Source organism: Pseudomonas sp. GR 6-02 (assembly GCF_001655615.1).
Lineage (GTDB): Bacteria > Pseudomonadota > Gammaproteobacteria > Pseudomonadales > Pseudomonadaceae > Aquipseudomonas.
Genome location: NZ_CP011567.1, coordinates 3,007,224 through 3,030,431 on the forward strand (window position 1 = coordinate 3,007,224; position 23,208 = coordinate 3,030,431).

Below are 23,208 nucleotides of genomic sequence, written 5' to 3' on the forward strand. Positions count from 1 at the left end.
TGAGCTTGCACACGGGAGAATTCCTGCTTAACTGGAAACCGCTGGTCGGGTTGTGACTCATTGGTCATGGCGTTCATCTCAGCGCCCTTGTACCGTTGTCGCTGGTTTGTGCTGTCAGGCTTGTCCGGAGGAAGCCGGACAGTCGACCACGCTGTGTGTCTGGTCCAATTTGTTCAAGGAATAGAATGAAATGATGCCGAAAACTGCCATCGTCGAGATTGGTAAAAAGTACAAGGTTTATACCGAGCACTATCTCAACGCCGCTGCTGACAAGACGATCATTCTGGTCAATGGCTCGCTGGCAACGACCGCATCCTTTGCGCAAACGGTGCGTTACCTGCGGCCACGCTTCAATGTGGTCCTCTACGATCAGCCCTACGCCGGTCAATCGAAACAACACAACCGGCATGACCAACCGATCCGCAAGGAAGACGAGGCCGAAATACTGCTGGAGTTGATCGAGCACTTTCGCGCCCAGCATGTGCTGTCCTTTTCCTGGGGTGGCGCGGCGACCTTGGTAGCGCTGGCCCAGCGGCCCCGCCGGATCGAAAAGGCGGTGATCAGTTCATTCGCCGCGCGGATCAATACGCCGATGCGTGAGTATCTGGAGAGCGGGCGGCACTTTCTCCATGCCTGCGATCGACGCAACGTCGGGCGTTTGATCAACAGCACGATCGGCAAACACCTGCCGTCGCTGTTCAAGCGTTTCAATGAGCGCCATGTCAGCAGCCTGGACGAACACGAATACCGGCAGATGCATTTTCACGTCAATGAGGTGCTGACCCAGGACACTCACTGCTACGTGTCTTGTGCCGATGCCATCGAAGTCCCGCTGCTGTTTATCAACGGTGAATGGGATGAGTACACCTCGGTGGAAGACGCCCGTCTGTTTGCGGCGCATACCCCCAAGGCGCAGTTTCAGACCATCGAGAACACCGGGCACTTCCTTGACATGGAACACCCCACGGCCTGGCATGACACGCAGCGGGCCTTGCTGGGCTTTCTGCAGCCGCCAGCCGTGAGGACACCGAACCAGCCACGCAACCTGGCTTTCAGCGGCAAATCGTCAGTGATTCCGCCCCTGCAATCAGCTAACTGGCTGCGGCCTTAACTGACGCAGCAACTCGATTTGATCCGCAGGGACCAGCGTGCGCAGGGCTTTATACAGTGCGCGGGTCTCTAGCAGGTTCCAGACCCGCAGCATGGTTTCCAGGGCGTCCAATGGCTTGCTGATGAAGTCCTTGGCGCCCAGGGCCAGCGCGCGCAGGCGGGTATCGCGGGTGGCGTCGGCGGTGAGCACGAGGATCGGCAGGTATTCGCCGGCCGGAATGCGCCGGTTGAGCTGTTCGAGCACGGCAAAGCCGTCGAACTCCGGCATGTGCAGGTCGAGAATCACCAGGTCCGGCTCGAAGCTGTTGAACAGGTCCAGGGTTCGCAGCGGCTGGGTGCTGCTCAGTACATTGGTCAGGCCTTCGCGGACCAGCAACTGCTCCATCAAATCGAGGTTGGGTCGTTGGTCGTCGATGATCAGAATGCGCAGGTCGGTGTTCACACGGGCTCCGGTAGGTGCTGGTCAAGATGGGCGAGGAATGAAGGAATATGAATCGGCTTGGTCAGCACCGCGGTCGCTCCTGCTTCCAGCAAGGCCTGGTGAGTGAGGTCGCTGGCATCGGCGGTGATCATCAGCACGGGCGTGGCGCGGGTGCTGGAGGACAGACGCAAGCGCTGCAGAACGTTGAAACCATCAAGATCCGGCAGCGCCACATCCAGCAAAATCAGCTGCGGCGCATGTTGCCGGGCCAGGTCCAGGCCCATTTGCCCCTGCATGCTTGAGAGCAACTGGATGTGTGGCCGTCGCTGCAGCAGGGTTTCGATCAGAGCCAGGCTCGACAGATTGTCTTCGATGCACAGCACTTTGCCCTGGTAATCGGGGGCGGCGAGGGCGGGTGTTGCGGTTGGCGGGCTGATCAGTGCCGCAGGTGGCTCAGTGGTTGACGGCAATCGTTCGAAGGGTAGCTCCAGGGTGAAACTGGAGCCGTTGCCGGGTTGGCTTTTGACGGTCAGGCTGCCGTTCATCATTTCCAGAAGACTTTTGCTCAACGCCAGGCCGAGGCCCGTGCCTTCAACGTTCGGGTCGGTCTCCAGGCGTTCGAACGGCTTGAACAGTTGGTCCTGCCGATCAGCTGCAATGCCCTTGCCGGTATCGCAGACCGATACTGCAATTCGTTGTTGATGAACCCTGACCTCAATGTGCACCTGACCCTGGGGCCGGTTGTATTTGATCGCGTTGGACAACAGGTTCAGCAGCACCTGAACCAGCCGTTGCCGATCGGCGACGATCCCGCTGTCGGCGGCCAGCATCGGCAGTTCCACCAGTTGAATGCCGGCGTCGCAGGCCATGGGCGACACCAGCGTCAGGGCTTCTTGCAGCACCACCGCCAGGGGCACAGCCTCAACGTTGAGCGGCAGCCGCCCGGCTTCGATCTTGGCGATGTCCAGCACTTCGTTGATCAGGGTCAGCAGGTGTTGCCCGGCCCGCAGGATGTGACCGATCTGCGCCCGCTGCCCTTTGGGCGAATCCATATCCAGCAGTTGTGCGAAGCCGAGAATCGAGTTGAGCGGAGTACGCAGTTCGTGGCTCATGCGCGACAGAAACTCGCTTTTGGCGCGGCTGGCGCGTTCCGCTTCTTCCCGCGCAGTACTTAGCGCGATCTCGGCAACACGGCGATCGGTGATGTCGCGGGTGATCTTGGAGAACCCGCGCAGGGCGCCACTGCTGTCGTACTGGGCGGTAATCACCACACTGGCCCAGAATCGGCTGCCATCCTTGCGGCAACGCCAGGCCTCCTCCATGTAATGACCATTGCGTGTGGCCTCGCGCAGCGCCATGTCGGGATGCTGCGGACATTCTTGCGGCAGATAAAACACCGAGAAATGCTGGCCGACGATCTCCTGTTCGGTGTAGCCCTTGATCCGTTCGGCGCCGGCATTCCAACTGGTGACGAAGCCGCGTGTGTCGAGGGCGAAGATACCGTAGTCCTTCACCCCGTCGATGATCAGCCGCAAGCGTTCTTCGTTGTCGCGCAAGGCTCGTTCACGTTCGGCCAGTAACAGCCCGGCCTCGACCAGGCGCGTGCCCAATTGACCGATCTCATCGTTCTCCGGCGGTTGCGGCAATAACGGCTGGCCGAGTGCCAGCCGTTGGGCGTTACGCTGAACCTGCTGCACCCGGGCGACGATGCCTTTGGACAGAAACAGCACCGCGACAATGGCGCCGAACAACCCGCAAACGGCGGCCAGCAAGGTGGAGAACAACAGGCGCTGTCGAGTGGAGGCCGCCGCTGCGGTGCGCTCGGCCAGCAGGGTGTCCTCGAGGGTGCGCATGGCGCTGATGCGTTCGCGTAATTCGTCGAGGACATGTTTGTTGTTGATCAGGATCGTGGTGATCGACTCTGGGGTTGCGTTGCGATCATCGAGCAGTTCAACCAGACCTTCGACCTTGGTGTCGATCAGCGGCGTGATCGCCTCCAGATGTTTACGCACCCGCTGATCGCGAACGTTGCGGTCGAGCCGCTGCAGGGCCGATTCGATCAAGGGCTTGGCTTGCCGGTAACCTGGCAGGAAATCCTCGCGATGGGTCAGCAGATAGCCGCGCACGCTGGCGGCGGCCTCGGCGAGCAGGGTGTGCACCGCCTGAATATCGCCTTGCACCAGCAACACGCGGCGCACGTCTTCTTCCGCGCGCGCGGTCTGCCGTTCGGTGGTGTAGATCAGCACCAGCGAGAGCAACAGAATCACCAACGGCAGGGAAATCACCACGAGGGCTTTGCCGCGTAACGGCAGATCGGCCCAGCGGCGGGCGCTTGACACTTTCATGACTGGGTCACCAGACCCAGCGCAATGCCACGCACAGCGGCCTGGGTGCGGTCGGCGGCGCCGAGTTTGCCGATGACCCGTTCCACGTGGGCTTTGGCCGTGCCGGTGGTGATGCCGAGCTTTGCGCCTATTTCACGGTTGCTCATGCCGCTGGCCACCAGCCCCAGCACCTGGCGTTCCCGTGGGGTCAGGGTTACGGGGGCAGCGCCGCTGGCGTTGCGCTCGGTCAGGCGGCGCAGCAACTGCGCGCTGACTGAACTGTTGAGGGCCTGCTCGCCGGCGGCGACACGTTGCAAGGCGTCGATCACTTCGTGGCGACTGGCATCCTTGAGCAGATAGCCCACGGCGCCGGCGTTCATGGCGGCTTCAAGGTGATCGGGGCTGTCGTCCATGGTGAACATCATCACTTTCAGGCTCGGCAGGCGCTCTTGAAGCAGGCGTGCGGCGCCCAGCCCGTTGAGCACCGGCATGCGGATGTCGAGGATGACGATGTCGGGCAATAGGCGTTCACATAAGTCCAGTGCTTGCTGGCCATTGCACGCCTGGCCGACCACTTCGAATTGCTTCAGGCCGGCGAGCAACGAGACGAAGCCGGTGCGCGTGACTTCATGGTCGTCCGCGACCACCAGTCGTATAACGTCAGTCATTGAGGGGTTCCATTCAGGCCGGAGGGGACGGTGGCGCGCAGTTGCGTTCCGCCGTGCGCATGGCTGATGCAGGTGAACTCGCCGCCCAGCAGGCTCGCGCGTTCCTGCATCGCGGCAAGCCCCAGGTGCCGGGCGCCGCAGGTATCGAGGGGTTGTTCCATGGCAAAGCCCTGGCCGTTATCGTCCACCCGCAGCGAGGCGTGTCCGTCATGCAGTTGCAGCGCCAGCACGACGTGGCTGGCCTGCGCATGTTTGAGAATATTGTTGATGCCTTCCTGGGCGATCCTGAACAGGGCGATCTCCACCTGGCTGGGCAAACGTGCTTCGCAACGTGCACTCCAGTTCACTTTGATCCCGGCCTCGCGCAGGCGATCGGCCTCTTTGTCGACCGCTTTCAGCAAGCCAAAGTCGTCGAGCACCGTCGGACGCAGGCCACGGATCAATTGCCGGCCTTCACCGACGCAATGCTGGGCCAGTTGAAGAATCGTCTGTAAGTCCGCACCGAGTTCATCGGGCAATGGCGGGCAGCGACCGGCAAAACCTTGCAGGCGCTGATGCAGCCCGGCAAGGGTTTGTGCCAGGCCGTCGTGCAGGTCGTAGGCCATGCGTTTGCGTTCGTCTTCCTGTGCCCGGAACAGTCTGTGGACCAGATCGGACATGGTGCGCTCGCGGGCCACCAATGCGTCGAGCAAGCGCTGGTTTTCCAGGTGCGCGGCGAGCAGCGTGGCGAGCAGTTGCAGGGATTCGAGGTCTTCGGTGTCCGGTGCGCTGATGCTGACGCTGTTGGCCAGCACCAACGCACCGAAGGCGGCACCATCGCCACCGCGTAAAGGCACCCGCAACACATTGGGCAGATCCGCGCTCGGCTGTTCCTGCCATTGCGGTGCGCACATTGCGGTGTCGGCGAGGTGCTCGAGGCTGTGCAAACGATCACGGCTGCCGTGACTGGCGGTGGTCCGGACCTGCGCATCCATGTCCCATTCCAGCAGTAGCGCATGGTCCATCGCCAGGAAGGCGCAGGCCCGTTGCAGCACCCGTTGGCGCATGGCCTCGGGAGCCAGTTGGGTCAGCTCCTGGCCGGTATCCACCAGCAGCCGCAGCCGCGCGGCGCGACTTTGCGACTGCCGATATTGAGTGCGAATGGCCAGGGCGCTACCGGGGTCATGATCAGGGTTTTGCATGGGGGCAGGTTCCGACGCGGGCACGCCCGTTCGGGCAGGGGCGCCATTAAACCTTGTTAGCGGGGCAGGGCGCTATCTGCCGAATGGCATAGGCAAATGGCTCCGGTTGGCCGATGGCGGGCCGCGTTCAGGGCGGCACAGTGTGCCCATCGACCATCATTGGAATAGCGCAATGAAATTCAAGACCTCGACCATCGCCCTGTTATTCGCCCTGACCGCCCCGTTGGCTCAGGCGTTGGAAGCGGTGCCTTACGTTTACAGCAGCGTGGCGCAGCAACCGACCAGCGCGAAGGATCGTGAAATCGCCGCCCTGTTTGACCATTGGAACAGCGCGTTGAAGAGTGGCAATGTTCAGAGCGTGGTCGACCTGTATGCGCCGAACGCGGTGCTGCAACCGACGGTATCCAATCAGGTGCGCACCACGCCGGCACAGATCAAGGACTACTTCGATCACTTCATGGCGCTCAAGCCGGTAGGGCTGATCAACTTCCGTGAGATCCGCCCATTGGGCGCCAACGTGGCCATGGACAGTGGCGTCTACACCTTTACGTTGACCGAAGCCGATGGCAAGACCCGTCAGGTGCAGGCACGCTACACCTTCGTTTATGAGCAGGTGGGCGGTCAGTGGAAGATTCTCAACCACCACTCTTCGGCGATGCCGCAAACGCAGGTGTTGCACGCGGGGAAATAAACAAGAGGATGTGCAAAACCGACACGGCCCACACTCAGGTGGGCCGTTTGCATTGTGCTCAGTTCAACGCCAGGTCGTCTTCGGGCTGCTGCCCGCGAGCCTGTGCCGCGCGTTGCAACCGGCTGGCGATCAAGGTGTTCTTCAACAGATAGGCAATGGTCATCGGCCCGACGCCACCGGGAACCGGGGTGATCGCGCTGGCGACGGTGCGGGCGCTGGCGTAGTCGACATCGCCCACCAGACGGTTGCCGAACTCGCTGGTGATGCGGTTGATGCCGACATCGATCACCACCGCGCCGGGCTTGAGCCAACTGGCGTCGATCAACGCTGGTCGGCCCACCGCCGCGACCACGATATCCGCCAACCGGCACAATGCCGGGGCATCGACGCTGCGCGAGTGCACCACGCTGACCGAACAATTGGCCTGCAGCAGCAAGGTCGCCATCGGTTTTCCGACGATGTTCGACCGGCCGATGACCACCGCGTGCAAACCACTCAAGTCATCACCGCAGGTTTCGTGCAACAGGCGCATGCAGCCGCTGGGCGTGCACGGAGTCAGCACTTCGATGCCTTGCACCAGCCCGCCAACGTTTTCCCGGTGAAAACCGTCCACGTCCTTGATCGGGTCGATGGCATGAATCACTGCCTGCTCATCGATAGGGGCCGGCAAGGGCAGTTGCACCAGGATGCCGTTCACCGTGGGATCGGCATTGAGTTGTGCAATCAGTTCCAGGACCTGGGCCTGGCTGGCGGTTTCCGGCAGGCGGTATTCCAGGGAGCGGATACCGACTTCCTTGGCGCGCAGCAGTTTATTGCGCACATACACATGGCTGGCCGGGTCGTCGCCGACCAACAAGACCGCCAGGGCGGGGTAGATCTGTTGGCCAGCCAGGGCCAGAACCTCTTCCCGGACCTCATCGAGAACCTTGGCAGAAATGGCTTTGCCGTCGATATCGCGGGCAAATGTGGGGGTGCTGCTGATCAAGAGAGTCACCGTTGTCTTGATTGAATGGGGGTGAAGTGATCATCGCGGCGTCTTCACGCGCCGATGATCCATCAGAGACATGCAGGCAAGGGTGCTCAGGCTATCAGGTGAGGGCAGGCATACGCCACCGGAACACCAGCCAGCGATCAGACAGGCTGGGATCGAGCTCTCAATGCATCTTGCTGTGATCAGGCATGCCGAGCGCCTGAGTCTCGGCGTCAACGGTGATCGTCTCTTTTTCGCCCTTGGCGTTTTCCACGGTCAGGGTCAGGGGCACTTTGCCGCCTTCCTTAACCTGGGCCGTCAAATCCATCAACATGATGTGATAGCCATGGGGATCGAAGCTTACCGGTTTGCCGGCCGGCAGCGCGACGGACTCGACCTGGCTCATGCTCATCACATCGTCTTTCATGCTGGATTGGTGAATTTGCACGGTGTTCGCTACCGGCGACTGTACGCTGAGCAGTTTGCTATCGCTGTCGGCCTGCAGGGTCATGAAGGCGCCGGTCGAATGCTGACCGGCCACCGTCGCGCGGACCCAGGCGTCGCTCACCTGGGTTTGAGCGGACACCTGCCAGGCCATGCCAATCAGGGAAAGACCCAGGACCAGTTGTTTGATACCCAGCTGTTTAATACGTGGTGCGCAAATCGAAGTCATCAGCAGACCTCCATGACGGTGAGCAGGTCTTCTGCACACTCTTTAGCGGTAAGGGACGCGGACAGCCCCAGGCGCAAATTGCCTCGGGAGTCGAAAACGAAGCTGGTCGCGGTGTGGGAGAGGGTATAGGTCGAACCGCTCGGGATCTTTTCATAGAACACACCGAACTCCTTGGCGGTGGCGGCGGTTTCTTCCAGCGTACCGTACAGTGCCTCGAAACTCGGATCGAAGGCCTTGACGTAGGCGTCGAGCATTTGCGGCGTATCGCGCTCGGGGTCCAGGGTGATGAAGATCACTTGCAGGCGTTCGCCATCGCGGCCCATCAGTTTTTTCGCCTGTGCCGCACGGGCCAGCGTCGTCGGGCAGACCGCCGGACATTGGGTGAAACCGAAAAAAACCATCGGCATCAGGCCCCGATAGCTGGTCAGCATCCGGGATTCGCCCTGGGCGTCCTTGAGCTTGAAGGTACGCCCCATGATCTTGTCACTGAGGTCCTTGCCGTACTTGAACGACAGCTTGCTGCTGTCATCGCAGCCAGCGAGCAGGCCGAGGCTCAGCAGGCTCATGCCGCGCAGGACCGTGCGACGGGTATACAACGTACTCATGAACAAAAGCATCCTGTGTAGCGACCGGGAATCTACAGTGGCTGATCAATCAGACGAAAAAAAGCGCATGGATGTTAACAAACTGTTGCCCTGTGACGCTTAATCGATGGCTTGGCGGCATGCGCCAAAAGGTCGCGGCCTCGATATATCTGAAAATACAAATACGCGATGCTGCTGAAGGCAACGCTTACCCGGGCCGGTAAGTTGAGCAGCGACGAGCCGCAATTACTGATTTGACGACTGCTGCGCAGCCGAACGCAGCCTCGCAGGCTCGGCAGCTGCTACAGATCGGCATTGACGCTTGCCCGAATGGCACCGGGAAATGCCCGGCAGGGTGTAGCGCATGCACTTTTAAAGAGCCACGCCTGACAACATGCACCAGTGCGAAGCGGTTTCCTGAGCTGTTCCTTCCTTCAGTCCCAACGTCCGCCCACCCGCTCGCGGGGGGCTGCAAAGTTGACTCGCGCCTGATGAGACCCGCCCGGGGCGCGGTCTTTATCAAACTCTCCCATCGTTCAGCCGTTGGTTTTCCAGAACTGAGGAAGTCATGCGCTGCAGACTGGCACAAAGGCTGCATTCTCCCTTCAGCCTCATCTGAAAAAGAGGGGCAGCCCACTCGATCAACGAAGATCGACCGGCCGGGCAGGTCGTGGGCAACATCGGTGGATCAGGCGAAGGCGCCAGGTCGAACACCGCGAAGAACAGGCAAAGACGCCTGAAACCGAGAGGTTTCAGGCGTTTTTTTTTGCTTTTTTATCCGTGATTGGCTTTGGCTGGGTGCTTACTATGAATTCCAATGTTGCCGCATTGAACAAACTGCAAACGCTGATCGTGATCGGCAATGGCATGGTCGGACATCATTGTGTCGAGCAGCTCATCGAGCGCGGCGCCCTCGACCATTACCGCCTGCATGTCTTCAGCGAAGAGCCGATGCGTGCCTACGATCGTGTGCATCTGTCCGAGTATTTCGGCGGTCGCGATGCCGAATCGCTAGCCCTGGGCGAAGCATCCCTATACCAGACACCGGGCGTCACCCTGCATCTGGGCGTGCCGGTGCTGGAGATCGACCGCGCCCGGCGCCAGGTGATTACCGCGCAAGGTTGCGTCGCTTACGACAAGTTGGTTCTGGCCACCGGCTCTTATCCCTTCGTGCCACCTATTGAAGGTGCCGAAGGCGACTCGCGCCTGGTGTATCGCACTCTTGAAGACCTCGACGCGATTCGTGCTGCGGCGGCCAATGCCCGGCGTGGCGTGGTGGTCGGCGGTGGCCTGCTCGGTCTGGAGGCCGCCAACGCCCTGAAAAGCCTGGGCCTGGAAGCCCATGTGGTGGAATTCGCCCCGCGCCTGATGCCGGTGCAGCTGGACGAGCAGGGCGGTCTGGCGCTGAAGGCGCAAATCGAGCGGCTCGGTGTGGGTGTGCACCTGTCCCGTGGCACGCAGTCGATCAGTGCCGGCGAGCAGTACCGCTACCGGATGAATTTTGCCAACGACGAATTTCTTGAAGCCGACCTGATCGTGTTCTCCGCCGGCATCCGTGCGCAAGATGCATTGGCCCGCCAATGCGCGCTGGACATTGGTCCTCGCGGCGGCGTGGTGATCGACGACCAGTGCCTGACCAGCGACCCGAACATCTACGCCATCGGCGAGTGTGCCGCCTGGAATGGCAGCCTCTTCGGCCTGGTCGCCCCCGGTTATCAGATGGCCCGTGGCGTCGCGTCGCTGCTGTGTAATCAAGCCGCCGAGCCGTTCCAGGGCGCCGATATGTCGACCAAGCTCAAACTGCTCGGTGTTGACGTCGGCTCCATCGGCGATGCCCATGCCCAGACACCGGGCGCGCGCAGTTATCAGTTCATCGATGAAGCGACGGCCAGCTATCGCCGCCTGGTGGTGGATGCCGACAGCAAGCGTGTACTTGGCGCAGTGTTGGTCGGCGACAACAGCTATTACGACACCTTGCTGCAATACATGCAGAACGGCATTGCCTTGCCGTCGGAACCGGCCAGCCTGATTCTGCCGTCCTCCACCGGCGCGCCAACCCTGGGCCCGGGCGCGTTGCCCGAGTCGGCAACGGTGTGCTCGTGCCATAACGTCACCAAGGGCTCGATCTGCTCGGCCATCGATGGCGGCTGCACCGACCTGGGCCTGCTCAAGTCGCAGACCAAGGCGTGCACCGGTTGCGGCGGTTGCGCTGGGCTGCTCAAGCAAGTCTTCGAGCATGAACTGATTGCCCGTGGCGTCAGCGTCGACAAGAGCCTGTGCGAACACTTCGCCTACACCCGCCAAGAGCTTTATGCGCTGGTGCGGGTAGAAGGGGTGATCACTTTCGAAGAACTGCTGGCCAAGCACGGCCGTGGACACACCGGTTGCGACGTGTGCAAACCGGCAGTGGGCTCGATCCTCGCCTCGTGCTGGAACCAGCCGATCATGGACGCCTCGCTGGTGCCGTTGCAGGACACCAACGATACCTTCATGGCCAACATGCAGAAAAACGGCACCTATTCGGTCGTGCCGCGCATTGCTGGCGGTGAGATCACTGCCGACAAACTGATCGCGATCGGCGTGGTGGCGAAGAAATACGACCTCTACACCAAGATCACCGGCGGCCAGCGGATCGACCTGTTCGGCGCGCAGTTGCATCAGTTGCCGGACATTTGGTCCGAGCTGATCGAGGCCGGTTTCGAAACCGGGCACGCCTACGGCAAGTCGACCCGCACCGTGAAGTCTTGCGTGGGCAGCACCTGGTGCCGTTACGGCGTGCAGGACAGCGTGAAAATGGCCCTGACCCTCGAAGATCGCTACAAAGGCCTGCGCTCGCCGCACAAGCTCAAGTTCGCCGTCTCCGGTTGCACCCGTGAATGTGCCGAGGCGCAGAGCAAGGACGTGGGCGTGATCGCTACCGAGAACGGCTGGAACCTCTATGTGGCCGGCAACGGCGGCATGCGTCCGCGTCACGCCGAGTTGTTCGCCACCGACCTGGACGATGCAACCCTGATCCGTTACATCGACCGTTTCTTGATGTTCTACATCCGCACCGCCGATAAATTGCAGCGCACCTCGGTGTGGCGCGAAAGCCTGGAGGGCGGGCTGGATTACCTCAAGGACGTGATCATCAACGACAGCCTGGGGCTTGGCGCAGAACTTGAGTCGCAGATGCAACTGGTGGTCAACCGCTACGAATGCGAATGGGCCAATGCCCTCAAAGACCCGGAAAAACTCAAGCGCTTCCGCACCTTCGTCAACGATAAACGCCCGGACCCGGACATTCATTTTGTCCAGGAGCGCGGTCAGCGCCGGCCGATCATGGCCGCCGAACTCAACCTTATCCCTGTCACCGAGGAGAATGCCTGATGAGCCAGTCCAATACCCAGCGTGTCGATGCCCTTGCCACCGCAGCCAATGCCCAAGCCTGGCAGGCGGTGTGCAGCCAGCAGGATCTGGTCAGCAACTCCGGCGTTGTCGTCTGGCTCGACGGCGCCCAGGTCGCGCTGTTCTACCTGCCACAAGCCGAAGGCCGCACCCTCTACGCCATCGACAACCATGATCCGCAATCTGGCGCGAACGTCATTGGCCGCGGACTGATCGGCAGTCTCAAGGGTGATCTGGTGGTGGCGTCGCCGATCTACAAGCAGCATTTCCGTCTTGAAGACGGCAGCTGCCTGGAGTACCCGGAACAGCGCCTGCGGGTGTGGCCGGTGCGCTTGAACGCCGGCGTCGTGGAAGTCGCGGCGGCTTGACCGTCGCCCTGGACCGTATCGGAGAACGTTGATGAAAACAGCCGCACAGTTGCTGAAACTGAAGATCGTGCAAAACCAGCAGGTGCACAGCATCGCACCGGATCAGATGGTGCTCGACGCCCTGAAAATGATGGCCGAGAAGAACGTCGGCGCGCTGCCCGTGATCGAAGAAGGGCAGGTGGTCGGCGTCATCAGCGAGCGCGACTATGCGCGCAAGGTAGTGCTACAGGGGCGTTCTTCGGTCGGCACGCCGGTGCGCGAGATCATGAGCGCACCGGTGGTGACTGCCGACAGTTTGCAGAGCATCGAGCGCTGCATGGAGGTCATGACCGACAGTCATTTGCGTCATCTGCCGGTGCTGGAAGGCGGGGAACTGATCGGGCTGCTGTCGATCGGCGATCTGGTCAAGGAAGCCATCGTCGAGCAGGCCGATTTGATACGGCAACTTGAGCACTACATTCGCGGGCATTGAGCCCGCGCATACCGTAGGTCGCAAAAATCGGCTGGCGTGGAAATAAACCTAAGTAACCGGTTGGAACAGTCGATAACCCCAGCAGTAGGCAATTAGCCGACCACGCACCTGCCGACAGGGGAACCATCGAGTGTCCATAAAATTACGTTTGATCTTGTTGATCGGCACTGGCTTGCTCACCGCCCTGATCGTGAGTCTGGTCAGCTATGTGGGTAACACTCGGATGGCTGAAGCGGTGAGTGACAACGAGGTCAGTATGACCGCGCTGCGCAACCACCTCGAAGCCGACATGATGCACGATGCACTGCGCGCCGATGTGCTGTCGGCGATGCTGGTAGGGTTGGGCAAGAGCCCCAGCAGCAAGGCCGAGGTGCGCAGTTCACTCAATGAGCATGCCGCGCATTTTCGCGAGATGCTCGGTGACAACCTCAAGCTGCCGGTCAACGACACCCTCAAGGCCGCGCTGGACAAGATCAAGCCAAGCCTCGATACGTACATCAGTGCCGCCGAGCGCATTGTCGGGCTGGCGCTGGATAATCCTGATTCCGCACAACAGCAACTGGGTACGTTCAATAACGCGTTCAGCCAACTGGAAAGCCAGATGGCCACCCTCAGTGAGCTGATCGAAACCAACACTCAACAGACAAGCGCGGGCACTCGGCAAACCATCAGCAGTGCCAACTTCACCCTCGGTGTCGTACTCATTGCCAGCTTGTTGCTGCTGCTCGCCCTGGGACGCTCGGTCATCCTGAGCATCATGGGGCCGTTGCAGATCGCCAGCCGGATTGCCGACAGCATCGCCCATGGCAACCTGAGCGAGCCTATCGTCGAGCCCACCCGCAAGGATGAAGCCAGCACCTTGATTCGCAGCCTGGCAACCATGCAGCGTGACCTGCGCGGCATGATCGAAGTGGTTCGCAGCAACGCCCACGGCGTAAGTGGCATGAGCCAGCGGTTGAGCAGCGGTTGCCATCAGGTCGCGGGCAGCAGCCAGCAGCAAAGCGTTGCCGCCAGCACCATGGCCGCGGCGGCCAGCGAAATGACTGCGAGCATCGAGGAAATCACCCGGCATGCCGAGCGTGCTCTGAACATGGCCAACCAGGCCGAGGAACTGGCCAAGGACGGCGGTCGGGTGATTCATCAAGTGGTCAGCGACATGGACGGGATTGCCCGTTCGGCGCAGCAGTCGGCCCAGGTGATCCGCACCCTGGACAAGGAGTCCGAGGGGATTTTCAGCATCATTCAGGTGATCAAGGGCATCGCCGATCAAACCAACCTGTTGGCGCTTAACGCCGCCATCGAGGCCGCCCGTGCCGGTGAGCAGGGCCGTGGTTTCGCTGTCGTCGCCGATGAAGTGCGTAGCCTGGCGGGCCGCACCAGCGCCTCCACCCAGGAAATCGCCACCATGGTCGCGCGTATCCAGCAAAGCACCCGCGAGGCGGTCAGCAGCATGGAGGCGGGCGTCGCGCAGGTCGACAAGGGCATGGCGGTGACTGCCGACGTCGAGCGCGCCATCCGCGAAATACTCCAGGCCACGCTCAACACCACGGAGCTGGTCAATGACATCAGCCGCACGATCGGCGAACAGAGCCTGGCCAGTAACGAAATCGCACATCAGGTGGAAATGATTGCCGGCATGTCCGAAGGCAACAGCAAGGTGATCAACCAGACCGCCTCGACCACCGATGAACTGTCCAGCCTGGCCGGACAGCTCTCGCAGTCGGTGGATCGGTTTCGCCTTTGAGGCATTGGCTGGCCCTGATATCAGGGCCAGTCAGCTCATCCAGTTGCCGCCATCGACGTTATAGGTTTGCGCCACGATGTAATCGCTTTCGGCCGATGCCAGGAAGATCGCCATGCCGACAAGGTCATCCGCCGTGCCCATGCGCCCGTACGGCACTTCCTGTCCCGCCAGTTTTTTCTTTTCCCCGAGCGGGCGGTTTTCATACCGGGCGAACAGCGCGTCGACGCCGTCCCAATGCTCGCCGTCCACCACCCCCGGCGCGATGGCGTTCACGTTGATGCGATGGGGAATGAGATTGAGACCGGCCGATTGCGTGAGGCTGATCACCGCCGCCTTGGTCGCGCAATACACCGCGACCAGCGCTTCACCGCGCCGCCCGGCCTGGCTGGCCATATTGATGATCTTGCCACCATGGCCCTGGCGGATCATCTGCTTGGCCGCGGACTGCAGTGTGAACAGGGTGCCGGAAACGTTGATCGAGAACAGCCGTTCGTAGCTGTCGCGAGAAATCTCTGTGATCGGCGCGAGATCAAACAGCGCCGCGTTGTTGATCAGGATGTCGAGCTTGCCTGTGGTGGCGATCACCGTGGCGATGGCAGCGTCGATGGATTGCTGATCGGTCACATCCATCTCGACTGCATAAGCATTGGGCCCCAACTCGGTTGCCGTGGCTTGGGCGCGCTCCAGGTTGATGTCGGCGATCGCGACCGTAGCGCCTTCGCGGATATAGGCTTGCGCGAACGTCCTGCCTATTCCTCTGGCGGAACCGGTAATCAGGGCGCTTTTTCCTTCTAGACGTTTCATTGTTCCCATCCAATCGTAAGAGCTAAAGAGTTGCCCAATCGAGGGCATCAAAACCAGTCGTTAGTCTGCGAAGACCCCGCAGTGATTGCGCCTAGCCGTTGCTACTTGGGATAACCGGCGCGCTTCATCTCGCGTTCGGTGCTTTGCTGCGCGGAGGCCAGGGCCTGTTCCACCGGCATCTGCCCGGTGAGCGCCGCGGATACCAGCTTGCCGACCGACGTGCCAATCGCCTGGAATTCGGGAATGGTCACGTACTGAATACCGACGTAGGGCACGGGCTGGACTGATGGGTGCGCCGGGTCGGCGTTCTGCATCATTTTCAGCGTGACACCGGCGAAGGGCGCAGCCTGCAAATAGGCGTCGCTGTAGGTCGACATGCGGGTGCCCGGTGGTACGTTGCTGATGCCATCCGTCTTGGCAACCAGTTGGATGTATTCCCTGGAGGTGGCCCAGGTCACAAAGGCTTTGGCGGCTTCCTTGTGTTTGGATGTCGCCGGAATGGCCAGTGACCAGGCATAGAGCCAGGACGAACCCTTGTCGGTGACTTCTGTTGGCGCGGCGACGAAACCAACATCATTGGCCACCTTGCTTTGCGTTGTGTCGGTGATGAACGAGCCGGCGACGCTGGCATCGACCCAGATTGCGCATTTGCCACTGTTGAACAGGGCGAGCGTCTCGTTGAAGCCATTGCTCGACACACCCGGTGGGCCGTACTGCTTGAGGGTGTTGACGTAGAAGTTGGCGGCGGCAGTCCATTGCGGCCCGGTGAGTTGCGGCTGCCACTGCTCATTGAACCAGCGCGCGCCAAAGGCGTTGGACATGGTCGTCAGCAGCGCCATGTTCTCACCCCAACCGGCCTTGCCGCGCAAGCACATCCCATACTGTTCTTTATCCGGCTGGTGCAGCTTGCCGGCGAACTCGCCGAGCTGCGTCCAGGTCGGGTGCTCGGGCATGCTCAGGCCGGCGTTCTTGAACAGGTCGGTTCGGTAATAGGTGACGGTACTTTCGCCATAGAACGGCAGGGCGTAGAGCGTGTCGTTGACCGATAACCCTTGGCGAACCGCAGGGAAAATATCTTCGAGGTCATAGCTGGCGGGCAGGTCCTTTATTGGCTCCAGCCAATGCTTGGCGCCCCACAACGGTGTTTCGTAAGTGCCGATGGTGAGCACGTCGAACTGGCCGCCCTGAGTGGCTATGTCGGTGGTCAGGCGCTGACGCAACACGTTCTCTTCAAGCACCACCCAGTTGAGCTTCACGTCGGGGTGCAGCTGTTCGAATGTTTTGGACAGTCGCTGCATGCGGATCATGTCGCTGTTGTTCACGGTGGCGATGGTCACCGTTTCACCCGCCTGGCAGAGCAGGGCAGAGCACAGCCCGGCGGACAGAAAAAGTGCGCTTGGAATGATCTTCATCGTGATCTCCGCTCTGCGCCTTGGGCGGCAGAAGCTTTATTGTTGTTGTAATCCACGAGGCGGGGCATAGCCGCACCGGGATGAACACAGAATTGCAGCTACCCAAGCAGCGAACAAATGAATGGCATACGCGCCGCTGATACTTTTTTGACCGTGGAAAAAAAGTATCAGTGGGCGCCATGTAACGTGCTAGGCGCCGGGCGTCGTTAGTGCGAGTCTCATGTCAGCGTCCCGAGACTTCGCCCCGTCCTAGGCTTCGCGGTATCTTGATAAAACCAACAAAAACGGAATCGCCAGGGTGATGAACCATCACGTAACCGCAGACAAGCCGCCAGCGCTTGAAGTCATCCTCAACGAGCCCCAGCACAGCTTTCGTTGGTATGAGCACGACTATCCCTTCGACCTGGCGCGCTGGAACCATCATCCGGAATTCGAGATCCACCTGATCCGCGAAGGCAGCGGTCGGCTACTGGCTGGTGACTACATCGGCGTATTCGAAGCCGGCCATGTCGCCCTCATCGGCCCGGGCCTGCCTCATGACTGGATCAGCGATTTGGGCAAAGGCGAGGTGATTACCGGTCGTGACGTCGTGTTGCAGTTCGATGGCCAGATGCTGATGCAACTGCGCGACAAGGTTCCGGAGCTCAGCGAGTTACAAAGCCTGTTTCGCCAGGCGGCGCAGGGCATCGAATTTCATGGCAACACCCGCAAAAAAGCAGCTCGACTGATGGAAGAGATCGGCCAGTGCCACGGCTTGCAGCGACTGTGCCTGTTCCTGTCGTTGCTGCAACTGCTGGCATCGGCCCCTGACAGCGAGAGACAGACGCTTGCCAGCCTGCAATACGCGCCCATGCTCGACGCATTGACGGCCCAGCGCATGAGCATTGTCTTCGACTACATCCTGAACGACCTCGCTGACGAGTTGCGGATGTCGGTCATCGCCCAGCGGCTGGACATGAACGAGCCGGCCTTCTCCAAATTCTTCAAGCGCGCCACCGGCCATACCTTCGTCGACCTGACGCGCAAACTACGAGTCCAGCGCGCCTGCCGTTTGCTGGCGCAAAGCAGTTTCAGCGTTGCCGATATCTGTTTTGAGGTGGGGTACGCCAACTTGTCGAATTTCAATCGGCACTTTCGCCATGAAATGCATGAGACACCCAGCGAGTATCGGCAGCGGTTGCAGCGCGCATCTTGCGGTGGGTAGCGCTTTCTGTGGCGCTGAAGTGTTAGTCTCGAAAGCAACCGGGTAGTGGCGTTAGCGCATCTGGAATTATTTTCTTCCAGTTCTTGACATGCCTTTCGAACCAGTCCAGAATTGCGTCCATTCCTGATTCAGGAACACGAAAACCCCTTAGATTTCAAAGGGTTGGAAGCTAGATTAGAATCTTGTTTCCAGGTACGAGTTTACACGTTTGATGTTGCGCTACTGAACATCAGATGTTTGAGGCCGAATAGCAAAATGGTTATGCAGTGGATTGCAAATCCACCTACGCCGGTTCGATTCCGACTTCGGCCTCCACTTTAAACGAGCTCCGTAGATCCATGATCTACGGAGCTTTTTTATTTTCGCAGTCCTGCAAGATTTAGTCTTGAAAAGGGGATTTGCGAACTTGCTTCACCGGGGCGGGATGTATATATTTCCCCCTCTGTTGCACAAGCGTCAGAACTGCCAGATCGTTATTTGGACAGTCTTCAGACTGCTTACCGCGCTACCGCCCGAATGGCGAAACTGGTAGACGCATGGGACTTAAAATCCCCCGCTCGTAAGGGCGTGCCGGTTCGATTCCGGCTTCGGGCACCATCTAAAATCAAGGGTTTGCGGGCGAAAGCTAATGCAAACCCTTGTTTGTTTCTGGTCCGCTATTTTGGAGTTGCTCCGCAATTCACTTGGTAGGAGTGACTTTCTTGCCAAGGCGATGACGGATGTATTGCTCCGTCATCACCACCGTCGTATGCCCAAGTTGATCTCTCGCCTGTAAGATGTCACCGATGGATTCGGCTTTATCTGTACCTGCTTTGGCGCGTAAATCCCGCATCTGAAATTCAGATTTCTGGACGCCGGCCGCTTCTCTGGTCAAATCAAACCTTCTCCGCAACATCGCCACCGTCATTGGTGTGCCATCCTCTGTAACGATCAGCCGTGTCGAGCGGACCTTCTGACTTTCGGGGCATGATTCGATCAATCAAAACTTCAGCTCGCCAGTGACTTCAATCCGGCGCTTCGCCTTTGTTTTCCCCTGCAGAATCCAAATTTGCCCCTCGGCGTACGTGTCTTGTCCAGTTTCTTTATTGCCCTTGATGCCGGCACAAGGATTGGCCAGCGATGTGTAGCCTTTGTCCCGCGCGTAGTTCCAGATCGCCCTGAGGAGGGGCTTTTCACGGTTCGCTCGGACCGGCGCTGATTTGCGCCAGGTTAGGTACTGGCGAACGTGCAGAGGTTCGATCGTTTCTAGAGGGCTGGATCCTCATTCTGATACTACGACGCGTTTAAAGTGTACTTAGAGAAGTCTGACATGTTGCTTTCCTTGCTTTGAGTTGGGTCAACACCAATATCGGCAACACGCCGCTAGTTCAATCCCTGCTTTAGGCTTAACAGGTAACGAAATATGACAACCAAGCAACTGGGAGTCGATCGAGCGTGCCTACCGGGAAATGTCGCAGCACATCACAACCATTCCGATCTCGGTCTTGTCGGTGCTAAATGGGATCTCACCTAGTACTTCGAAGCCGAAGCCCTCGTAGAAACGCCTCGCACTGGCGTTGGTTTTGAGTACGTCGAGCCAAATGAAATGCTCTTTACGATCTTCGGCCAGTTGACGGATGAATTGCAGAAGCTGTTTCCCGTAGCCTTTGCCTGCTTGGGTCTTGAGGAAGTAAATTTTTTGGAGCTCCGCACCGGCCTTGCCGGAAATAGGCATCGGCTTCGACCAGTTAACCTTTGAGAACCCTACCGCTCTGTCGTCTTCATCGAGTGCTATGAGCCAACAGTGACGTGCGGGTGCCCCTATCGATTCCTGAAGCGCCAGGACTGAAAAGTCTTCACTCAAGAAATGCTGCATGCCTGAGGGGGTCCATATGTCGGAGAAGTGGTCTCGATACGTCTCTATACCGATATCACTAAGTGTGTGGATGTCCTCAATGGTCGCCTCTCGAATTTTGATCACTGTCTCGCTCCTTGCGTTGAGTTGATCTCGACCAATACCTACAACGCGCCAGTATTTCAAGTATTAGGTAGCCCATGAACAGGCCACGCCCTCCTATGTCACTGCTTGAACTGTCAGACCTGTCCGACTAGGCAGAAAACCGGCGGGGCCCCTGGGGACTTGCAAAGGACACGGGGTCGGAAACCCGCGGGATCTTGTTAGTGGAAGGCCTGCCAGCTTACTGAAATTTCAATCACTGAAATCTTGAAAGGATTCATTGAGAAGCCGCTGAAAAGGAGAGCTCCTAAGCGTATTCGACTACCTGTACAAGAGCGCCTTCGCGGCACGGATCGGCAGGTCGCCGAGCACCATCACCTGGTTGAAGACGAACGGCAGGTTGGTGATCGTTATTAAGGATGCAAACGGCAACGAGAAAGAGCTCGAATACAACGACGCTGGCCAACTCGTGAAATATACCGACTGCTCCGGCAAAACCAGTGCTTGGGAATACGACGAGCGCGGCCTGATGATCTGTTTTACCGACGCGGCGGGGCAGAGCATCGAGTACCACCGCAAAAATCTATCTCTGCTCCGCAATTCGCTACCACTGGTCATTTTGTGGGCGTGACTTTCATCCCTTTACGCATTCGAATGTACTTCTCTGTCATGCCTACGGTGGTGTGCCCAAGTTGATCGCGTGCAGCACGAATGTTGCGTGTCGATTCTTCCTTATCCGTCGCGGCCTTCGTCCGTACGCGCATTTGAAAATCAGCCTTGGGAATGCCGGCAAACTTCGGGGCATTATCAAACCACTTCCGGAGCATACTCGGCGTCATCGGCTACACCGCCAAGGTCGGCAGCGCTGGATGATCTCGGCCGTGGCGCGGATGATGCTGCAATGGCCATTGCTTGAATGAAGTGATGACTTTATCGAAGATTGTTTTTGTTAATGGGAATCAGTGTTAATTACGAATGGTTTTGTATAGCATGCGCCGCAGTTTTTGGCGGTTTCACTCCCTGCATTGGCCTATTCGTAAAGGTTTTTCTCTTCATGCGTCGAACCCTGCTTTCCATTTGTGTGCTGCAAGCATTGTCGTCTACCTCATGGGCTGAACAAACGGAGGTGTCACCCTCAACGCTTGAGCTGGACGCAACCGATGTTATCGGTACTGCGAATTACGAAAGGGCGGACGGCCCGGTGCAGGGTTATCTGGCTACGCGCTCGGCCAGCGCCACACGCACCGACACGTCGATCCACGAAACCCCGCAATCGATCAGTGTGGTCTCGAAAGATGCGGTCGAGGATCTGGGAGCCACCCGTTTGCAGGACGCGCTGGACTACGCCGGGGGTGTGGGGCGGGCGAACAATTTTGGTGGACAGGGTCTGACCACGTTTACCGTTCGTGGCTTCACCACTGGCGAGTTTTATCGCAACGGTTTTCCGATCAACCGCGGTTATCCGAACATGCCGGATGCCAACACTATCGAGCGACTCGAAGTGCTACGCGGTCCGGCAACCATGCTCTACGGTCGGGGTGATCCTGGCGGCACGTTCAACGTGGTTTCCAAACAGCCGTTGCCCGAGCGCACCGTCACCTTGGGCAGTCAACTGAACGATCAGGGCATGAAGCGTGGCACGCTGGATGCCTCCGGCCCGCTCGACGAAGAAGGGCGCCTGGCCTATCGACTGAACGTAGTGGGCGAGGGCGGCGACACCTTCCGCGATCACGTCGAAACCGAGCGCTACGGTATCACTCCGGTGCTCACGTGGCAGGCAACCGACGCGACCAAGCTGATTTTCGAAGGCGACTTCATGCGTAACAACGCACCTTTGGATCGAGGCGTTACACGTTACCCGAGGCAGACAGGTACCGCCTCTCGCGACAGTTTTTTCGGCGAAAAAGACGCTGGCAAACTGCATAACGACAACAACATGGCGCAGCTGCGTTTCGAGCACATGCTCAATGACGACTGGACGCTGGGTGGTGGCTTCCAGTGGCTCGATGGTTCGCTCAAGGGCAACGCAGTCGAGGCCAACGGTATTGCCGCTGACGGCCGCACCTTGGGGCGCAACTTCAACTATCGCAAGCTGGAGTGGACCGACAAGGATACCCAGCTCAATCTGACCGGCCATTTCGATACCGCTGGTTTGCAGCACACTTTGCTCACCGGTATCGAGTACGAAGATTATGACTACAAGTCGATCATTCAACGCTCCAGCGGTGCTGTCGATGCGTATCCGATCGACATCTTCGATCCGGTGTACGGCCAGTCGCGTCCAGCACTGACTCGCACGCCGACCCACGACAAGGAAAACCTCAAAACTTATGCCGCGTTTGTGCAGGATCAATTGGCACTGACCGACAAACTGAAGGTGCTGGCAGGGGCGCGTCTCGAACGCTTCGAACATGACTACGAAACCTTTGTCCCGGGCGGCAAGAGTTGGCAGGCGAGTGACAACGCAGTAACTCCGCGCATCGGCGTGACCTACGATTTGACCGAGACATTAGCGGTTTATGCCGACACCGCGCGCTCGTTCAAGCCCAACACCGGCGCTAGCCGCCTCGGGGGAGGGTTTGCGCCGGAGAAGGGCAAGTCGTACGAAATGGGTATCAAGTGGGAAGCACTGGATCAGCGGTTGAGTGTCGATGCGGCGATCTATCAGATCGAGAAGCGTAACGTGCTGACCACCGACCCTGTCGATTCCACCTTCAGCGTTGCTGCCGGTGAAGTGCGAAGCCGTGGTTTCGACATCAACGTTGCCGGCAACCTCACTCCCGAATGGCGCGTGATTGGCGGCTACGCCTATGTCGATGCCGAAGTGACCAAAGACAACGTACTGCGCTCTGGCACGCGGCTGCTGAACATCCCGAAAAACAGCTTCAGCCTGCTGAATATGTACGAGTTCCAGGACGGCACCCTCAAGGGATTGGGCTTGGGCACCGGATTCAAGTACGTCGACGAGCGCGCCGGACAAACCGCTAACACTGCGTTTTCGATGGGCAGCTACACCGTTGTCGACTTGCTTGGCTTCTACAAGATCAATGACAAGGTGCGGCTCAATCTTGACGTGAAAAACCTGTTTGATCGCGATTATGAAGAAGGCGCGTTCGGCAATGTTTACGCTTATCCGGGTGCGCCACGAACCGTGCAAGTCGGTATTTCCTACACGTTGTAGTGCGTTCTGCTGGTGCACACTGAGCAAGCTCGATAACGCTGGAAGTGAGGCGATGTGCGTCAGCAGTAGAGTCTGTGG

19 protein-coding genes, 2 tRNA genes and 4 pseudogenes are annotated in these 23,208 nt (G+C 59.3%); 13 read left to right on the top strand and 12 right to left on the bottom strand.

Annotation, left to right across the window (positions count from 1 at the left end; all coding sequences use genetic code 11):
* Positions 1-190 precede the first annotated feature (190 nt).
* Entirely contained in the window at positions 191-1,111 is a 921-nt protein-coding gene (locus PGR6_RS13320; protein WP_064617623.1) for an alpha/beta fold hydrolase, read from the top strand.
* Here PGR6_RS13320 and PGR6_RS13325 read toward each other — a convergent pair.
* Genes PGR6_RS13325 through PGR6_RS13340 form a run of 4 tightly spaced genes read right to left on the bottom strand, consistent with a single transcriptional unit; the run spans position 1,088 to position 5,704 of the window.
* Positions 1,088-1,552, bottom strand: coding sequence for a response regulator (locus PGR6_RS13325; RefSeq protein WP_018928998.1), 465 nt, complete (start codon positions 1,550-1,552; stop codon positions 1,088-1,090). The genes PGR6_RS13320 and PGR6_RS13325 overlap by 24 nt on opposite strands.
* A complete protein-coding gene (locus tag PGR6_RS13330) occupies positions 1,549-3,876 on the bottom strand; it encodes an ATP-binding protein (protein ID WP_064617625.1) in 2,328 nt (775 codons plus the stop codon). Before PGR6_RS13330 ends, PGR6_RS13325 begins: the two co-directional genes overlap by 4 nt.
* Positions 3,873-4,523: a response regulator gene (locus PGR6_RS13335; RefSeq protein WP_064617627.1), complete on the bottom strand. Its 651-nt coding sequence runs from the start codon at positions 4,521-4,523 to the stop codon at positions 3,873-3,875. Before PGR6_RS13335 ends, PGR6_RS13330 begins: the two co-directional genes overlap by 4 nt.
* Positions 4,520-5,704: a sensor histidine kinase gene (locus PGR6_RS13340; protein ID WP_018929001.1), complete on the bottom strand. Its 1,185-nt coding sequence runs from the start codon at positions 5,702-5,704 to the stop codon at positions 4,520-4,522. Before PGR6_RS13340 ends, PGR6_RS13335 begins: the two co-directional genes overlap by 4 nt.
* A gap of 172 nt (positions 5,705-5,876) precedes the next feature.
* Between PGR6_RS13340 and PGR6_RS13345 the strand changes: the two genes are divergently transcribed.
* Complete coding sequence (locus PGR6_RS13345; RefSeq protein ID WP_064617629.1) at positions 5,877-6,395, top strand: SgcJ/EcaC family oxidoreductase; 519 nt, start codon at positions 5,877-5,879, stop codon at positions 6,393-6,395.
* 58 nt (positions 6,396-6,453) lie between these two features.
* Here the strand turns inward: PGR6_RS13345 and PGR6_RS13350 are convergent, their stop codons facing one another.
* The 3 genes from PGR6_RS13350 to PGR6_RS13360 all read right to left on the bottom strand — a co-directional run bounded on the left by PGR6_RS13350 (position 6,454) and on the right by PGR6_RS13360 (position 8,643).
* A complete protein-coding gene (locus PGR6_RS13350; RefSeq protein WP_018929003.1) occupies positions 6,454-7,380 on the bottom strand; it encodes a bifunctional 5,10-methylenetetrahydrofolate dehydrogenase/5,10-methenyltetrahydrofolate cyclohydrolase in 927 nt (308 codons plus the stop codon).
* A 169-nt stretch (positions 7,381-7,549) separates the two neighbouring features.
* Entirely contained in the window at positions 7,550-8,038 is a 489-nt protein-coding gene (locus tag PGR6_RS13355; RefSeq protein WP_018929004.1) for a copper chaperone PCu(A)C, read from the bottom strand.
* Positions 8,038-8,643, bottom strand: coding sequence for an SCO family protein (locus PGR6_RS13360; RefSeq protein WP_018929005.1), 606 nt, complete (start codon positions 8,641-8,643; stop codon positions 8,038-8,040). The genes PGR6_RS13355 and PGR6_RS13360 overlap by 1 nt, the downstream gene beginning before the upstream one ends.
* Positions 8,644-9,429: 786 nt before the next feature.
* Between PGR6_RS13360 and nirB the strand changes: the two genes are divergently transcribed.
* From nirB to PGR6_RS30740, 5 genes and pseudogenes are all read left to right on the top strand, one after another.
* Entirely contained in the window at positions 9,430-11,991 is a 2,562-nt protein-coding gene (gene nirB, locus PGR6_RS13365; protein ID WP_064617631.1) for a nitrite reductase large subunit NirB, read from the top strand.
* Positions 11,991-12,377: a nitrite reductase small subunit NirD gene (gene nirD, locus PGR6_RS13370; RefSeq protein WP_018929007.1), complete on the top strand. Its 387-nt coding sequence runs from the start codon at positions 11,991-11,993 to the stop codon at positions 12,375-12,377. Before nirB ends, nirD begins: the two co-directional genes overlap by 1 nt.
* Before the next feature lie 31 nt (positions 12,378-12,408).
* Entirely contained in the window at positions 12,409-12,849 is a 441-nt protein-coding gene (locus PGR6_RS13375; protein ID WP_018929008.1) for a CBS domain-containing protein, read from the top strand.
* 130 nt (positions 12,850-12,979) lie between these two features.
* Positions 12,980-13,735: pseudogene (locus PGR6_RS30735) on the top strand (MCP four helix bundle domain-containing protein); the annotation flags it as partial.
* Positions 13,736-13,867: 132 nt separating this feature from the next.
* Complete coding sequence (locus PGR6_RS30740) at positions 13,868-14,593, top strand: methyl-accepting chemotaxis protein (RefSeq protein ID WP_371924247.1); 726 nt, start codon at positions 13,868-13,870, stop codon at positions 14,591-14,593.
* Between the two features lie 30 nt (positions 14,594-14,623).
* Here the strand turns inward: PGR6_RS30740 and PGR6_RS13385 are convergent, their stop codons facing one another.
* Complete coding sequence (locus tag PGR6_RS13385; protein ID WP_064617633.1) at positions 14,624-15,397, bottom strand: L-iditol 2-dehydrogenase; 774 nt, start codon at positions 15,395-15,397, stop codon at positions 14,624-14,626.
* 101 nt (positions 15,398-15,498) lie between these two features.
* Positions 15,499-16,809 (bottom strand): ABC transporter substrate-binding protein, encoded by a 1,311-nt coding sequence (locus PGR6_RS13390; protein ID WP_064617635.1) that lies wholly within the window; start codon positions 16,807-16,809, stop codon positions 15,499-15,501.
* 301 nt (positions 16,810-17,110) lie between these two features.
* Between PGR6_RS13390 and PGR6_RS13395 the strand changes: the two genes are divergently transcribed.
* From PGR6_RS13395 to PGR6_RS13405, 3 genes are all read left to right on the top strand, one after another.
* Complete coding sequence (locus PGR6_RS13395; protein ID WP_064617637.1) at positions 17,111-18,013, top strand: helix-turn-helix domain-containing protein; 903 nt, start codon at positions 17,111-17,113, stop codon at positions 18,011-18,013.
* 241 nt (positions 18,014-18,254) lie between these two features.
* Positions 18,255-18,328 (top strand) — tRNA-Cys (locus PGR6_RS13400).
* Positions 18,329-18,523: 195 nt separating this feature from the next.
* Positions 18,524-18,610: transfer RNA gene (locus PGR6_RS13405), tRNA-Leu, on the top strand.
* An 82-nt stretch (positions 18,611-18,692) separates the two neighbouring features.
* Here PGR6_RS13405 and PGR6_RS30745 read toward each other — a convergent pair.
* Both PGR6_RS30745 and PGR6_RS13415 read right to left on the bottom strand, forming a co-directional pair.
* Positions 18,693-19,268 (bottom strand): annotated as a pseudogene (locus PGR6_RS30745) (tyrosine-type recombinase/integrase); the annotation flags it as partial.
* A 183-nt stretch (positions 19,269-19,451) separates the two neighbouring features.
* The gene (locus PGR6_RS13415; RefSeq protein ID WP_064617641.1) at positions 19,452-19,973 is read right to left on the bottom strand and encodes a GNAT family N-acetyltransferase; all 522 of its coding nucleotides are present in this window, start codon (positions 19,971-19,973) and stop codon (positions 19,452-19,454) included.
* A 301-nt stretch (positions 19,974-20,274) separates the two neighbouring features.
* Between PGR6_RS13415 and PGR6_RS30750 the strand changes: the two are divergent.
* Both PGR6_RS30750 and PGR6_RS13420 read left to right on the top strand, forming a co-directional pair.
* Positions 20,275-20,358 (top strand): annotated as a pseudogene (locus tag PGR6_RS30750) (terminase small subunit); the annotation flags it as partial.
* A complete protein-coding gene (locus PGR6_RS13420; RefSeq protein ID WP_237229612.1) occupies positions 20,353-20,580 on the top strand; it encodes an RHS repeat domain-containing protein in 228 nt (75 codons plus the stop codon). The pseudogene PGR6_RS30750 and the gene PGR6_RS13420, both read left to right, overlap by 6 nt.
* Here the strand turns inward: PGR6_RS13420 and PGR6_RS30405 are convergent.
* A pseudogene (locus tag PGR6_RS30405) lies at positions 20,564-20,791 on the bottom strand (integrase); the annotation flags it as partial. The gene PGR6_RS13420 and the pseudogene PGR6_RS30405 overlap by 17 nt on opposite strands.
* Positions 20,792-21,003: 212 nt before the next feature.
* Between PGR6_RS30405 and PGR6_RS13430 the strand changes: the two are divergent.
* On the top strand, positions 21,004-23,130 hold the full coding sequence (locus PGR6_RS13430) for a TonB-dependent siderophore receptor (protein WP_064617647.1): 2,127 nt from the start codon (positions 21,004-21,006) through the stop codon (positions 23,128-23,130).
* Positions 23,131-23,208 lie beyond the last annotated feature (78 nt).

Bases quoted from the DNA above. Each gene is read 5' to 3' on its own strand.
- PGR6_RS13320 (WP_064617623.1), top strand. From the start codon at position 191: ATGATGCCGAAAACTGCCATCGTCGAGATTGGTAAAAAGTACAAGGTT.
- PGR6_RS13330 (WP_064617625.1), bottom strand. From the start codon at position 3,876: ATGAAAGTGTCAAGCGCCCGCCGCTGGGCCGATCTGCCGTTACGCGGC.
- PGR6_RS13335 (WP_064617627.1), bottom strand. From the start codon at position 4,523: ATGACTGACGTTATACGACTGGTGGTCGCGGACGACCATGAAGTCACG.
- PGR6_RS13340 (WP_018929001.1), bottom strand. From the start codon at position 5,704: ATGCAAAACCCTGATCATGACCCCGGTAGCGCCCTGGCCATTCGCACT.
- PGR6_RS13345 (WP_064617629.1), top strand. From the start codon at position 5,877: ATGAAATTCAAGACCTCGACCATCGCCCTGTTATTCGCCCTGACCGCC.
- PGR6_RS13355 (WP_018929004.1), bottom strand. From the start codon at position 8,038: ATGACTTCGATTTGCGCACCACGTATTAAACAGCTGGGTATCAAACAA.
- PGR6_RS13360 (WP_018929005.1), bottom strand. From the start codon at position 8,643: ATGAGTACGTTGTATACCCGTCGCACGGTCCTGCGCGGCATGAGCCTG.
- nirB (WP_064617631.1), top strand. From the start codon at position 9,430: ATGAATTCCAATGTTGCCGCATTGAACAAACTGCAAACGCTGATCGTG.
- nirD (WP_018929007.1), top strand. From the start codon at position 11,991: ATGAGCCAGTCCAATACCCAGCGTGTCGATGCCCTTGCCACCGCAGCC.
- PGR6_RS13375 (WP_018929008.1), top strand. From the start codon at position 12,409: ATGAAAACAGCCGCACAGTTGCTGAAACTGAAGATCGTGCAAAACCAG.
- PGR6_RS30740 (WP_371924247.1), top strand. From the start codon at position 13,868: ATGGCCGCGGCGGCCAGCGAAATGACTGCGAGCATCGAGGAAATCACC.
- PGR6_RS13385 (WP_064617633.1), bottom strand. From the start codon at position 15,397: ATGAAACGTCTAGAAGGAAAAAGCGCCCTGATTACCGGTTCCGCCAGA.
- PGR6_RS13390 (WP_064617635.1), bottom strand. From the start codon at position 16,809: ATGAAGATCATTCCAAGCGCACTTTTTCTGTCCGCCGGGCTGTGCTCT.
- PGR6_RS13395 (WP_064617637.1), top strand. From the start codon at position 17,111: ATGAACCATCACGTAACCGCAGACAAGCCGCCAGCGCTTGAAGTCATC.
- PGR6_RS13430 (WP_064617647.1), top strand. From the start codon at position 21,004: ATGCGTCGAACCCTGCTTTCCATTTGTGTGCTGCAAGCATTGTCGTCT.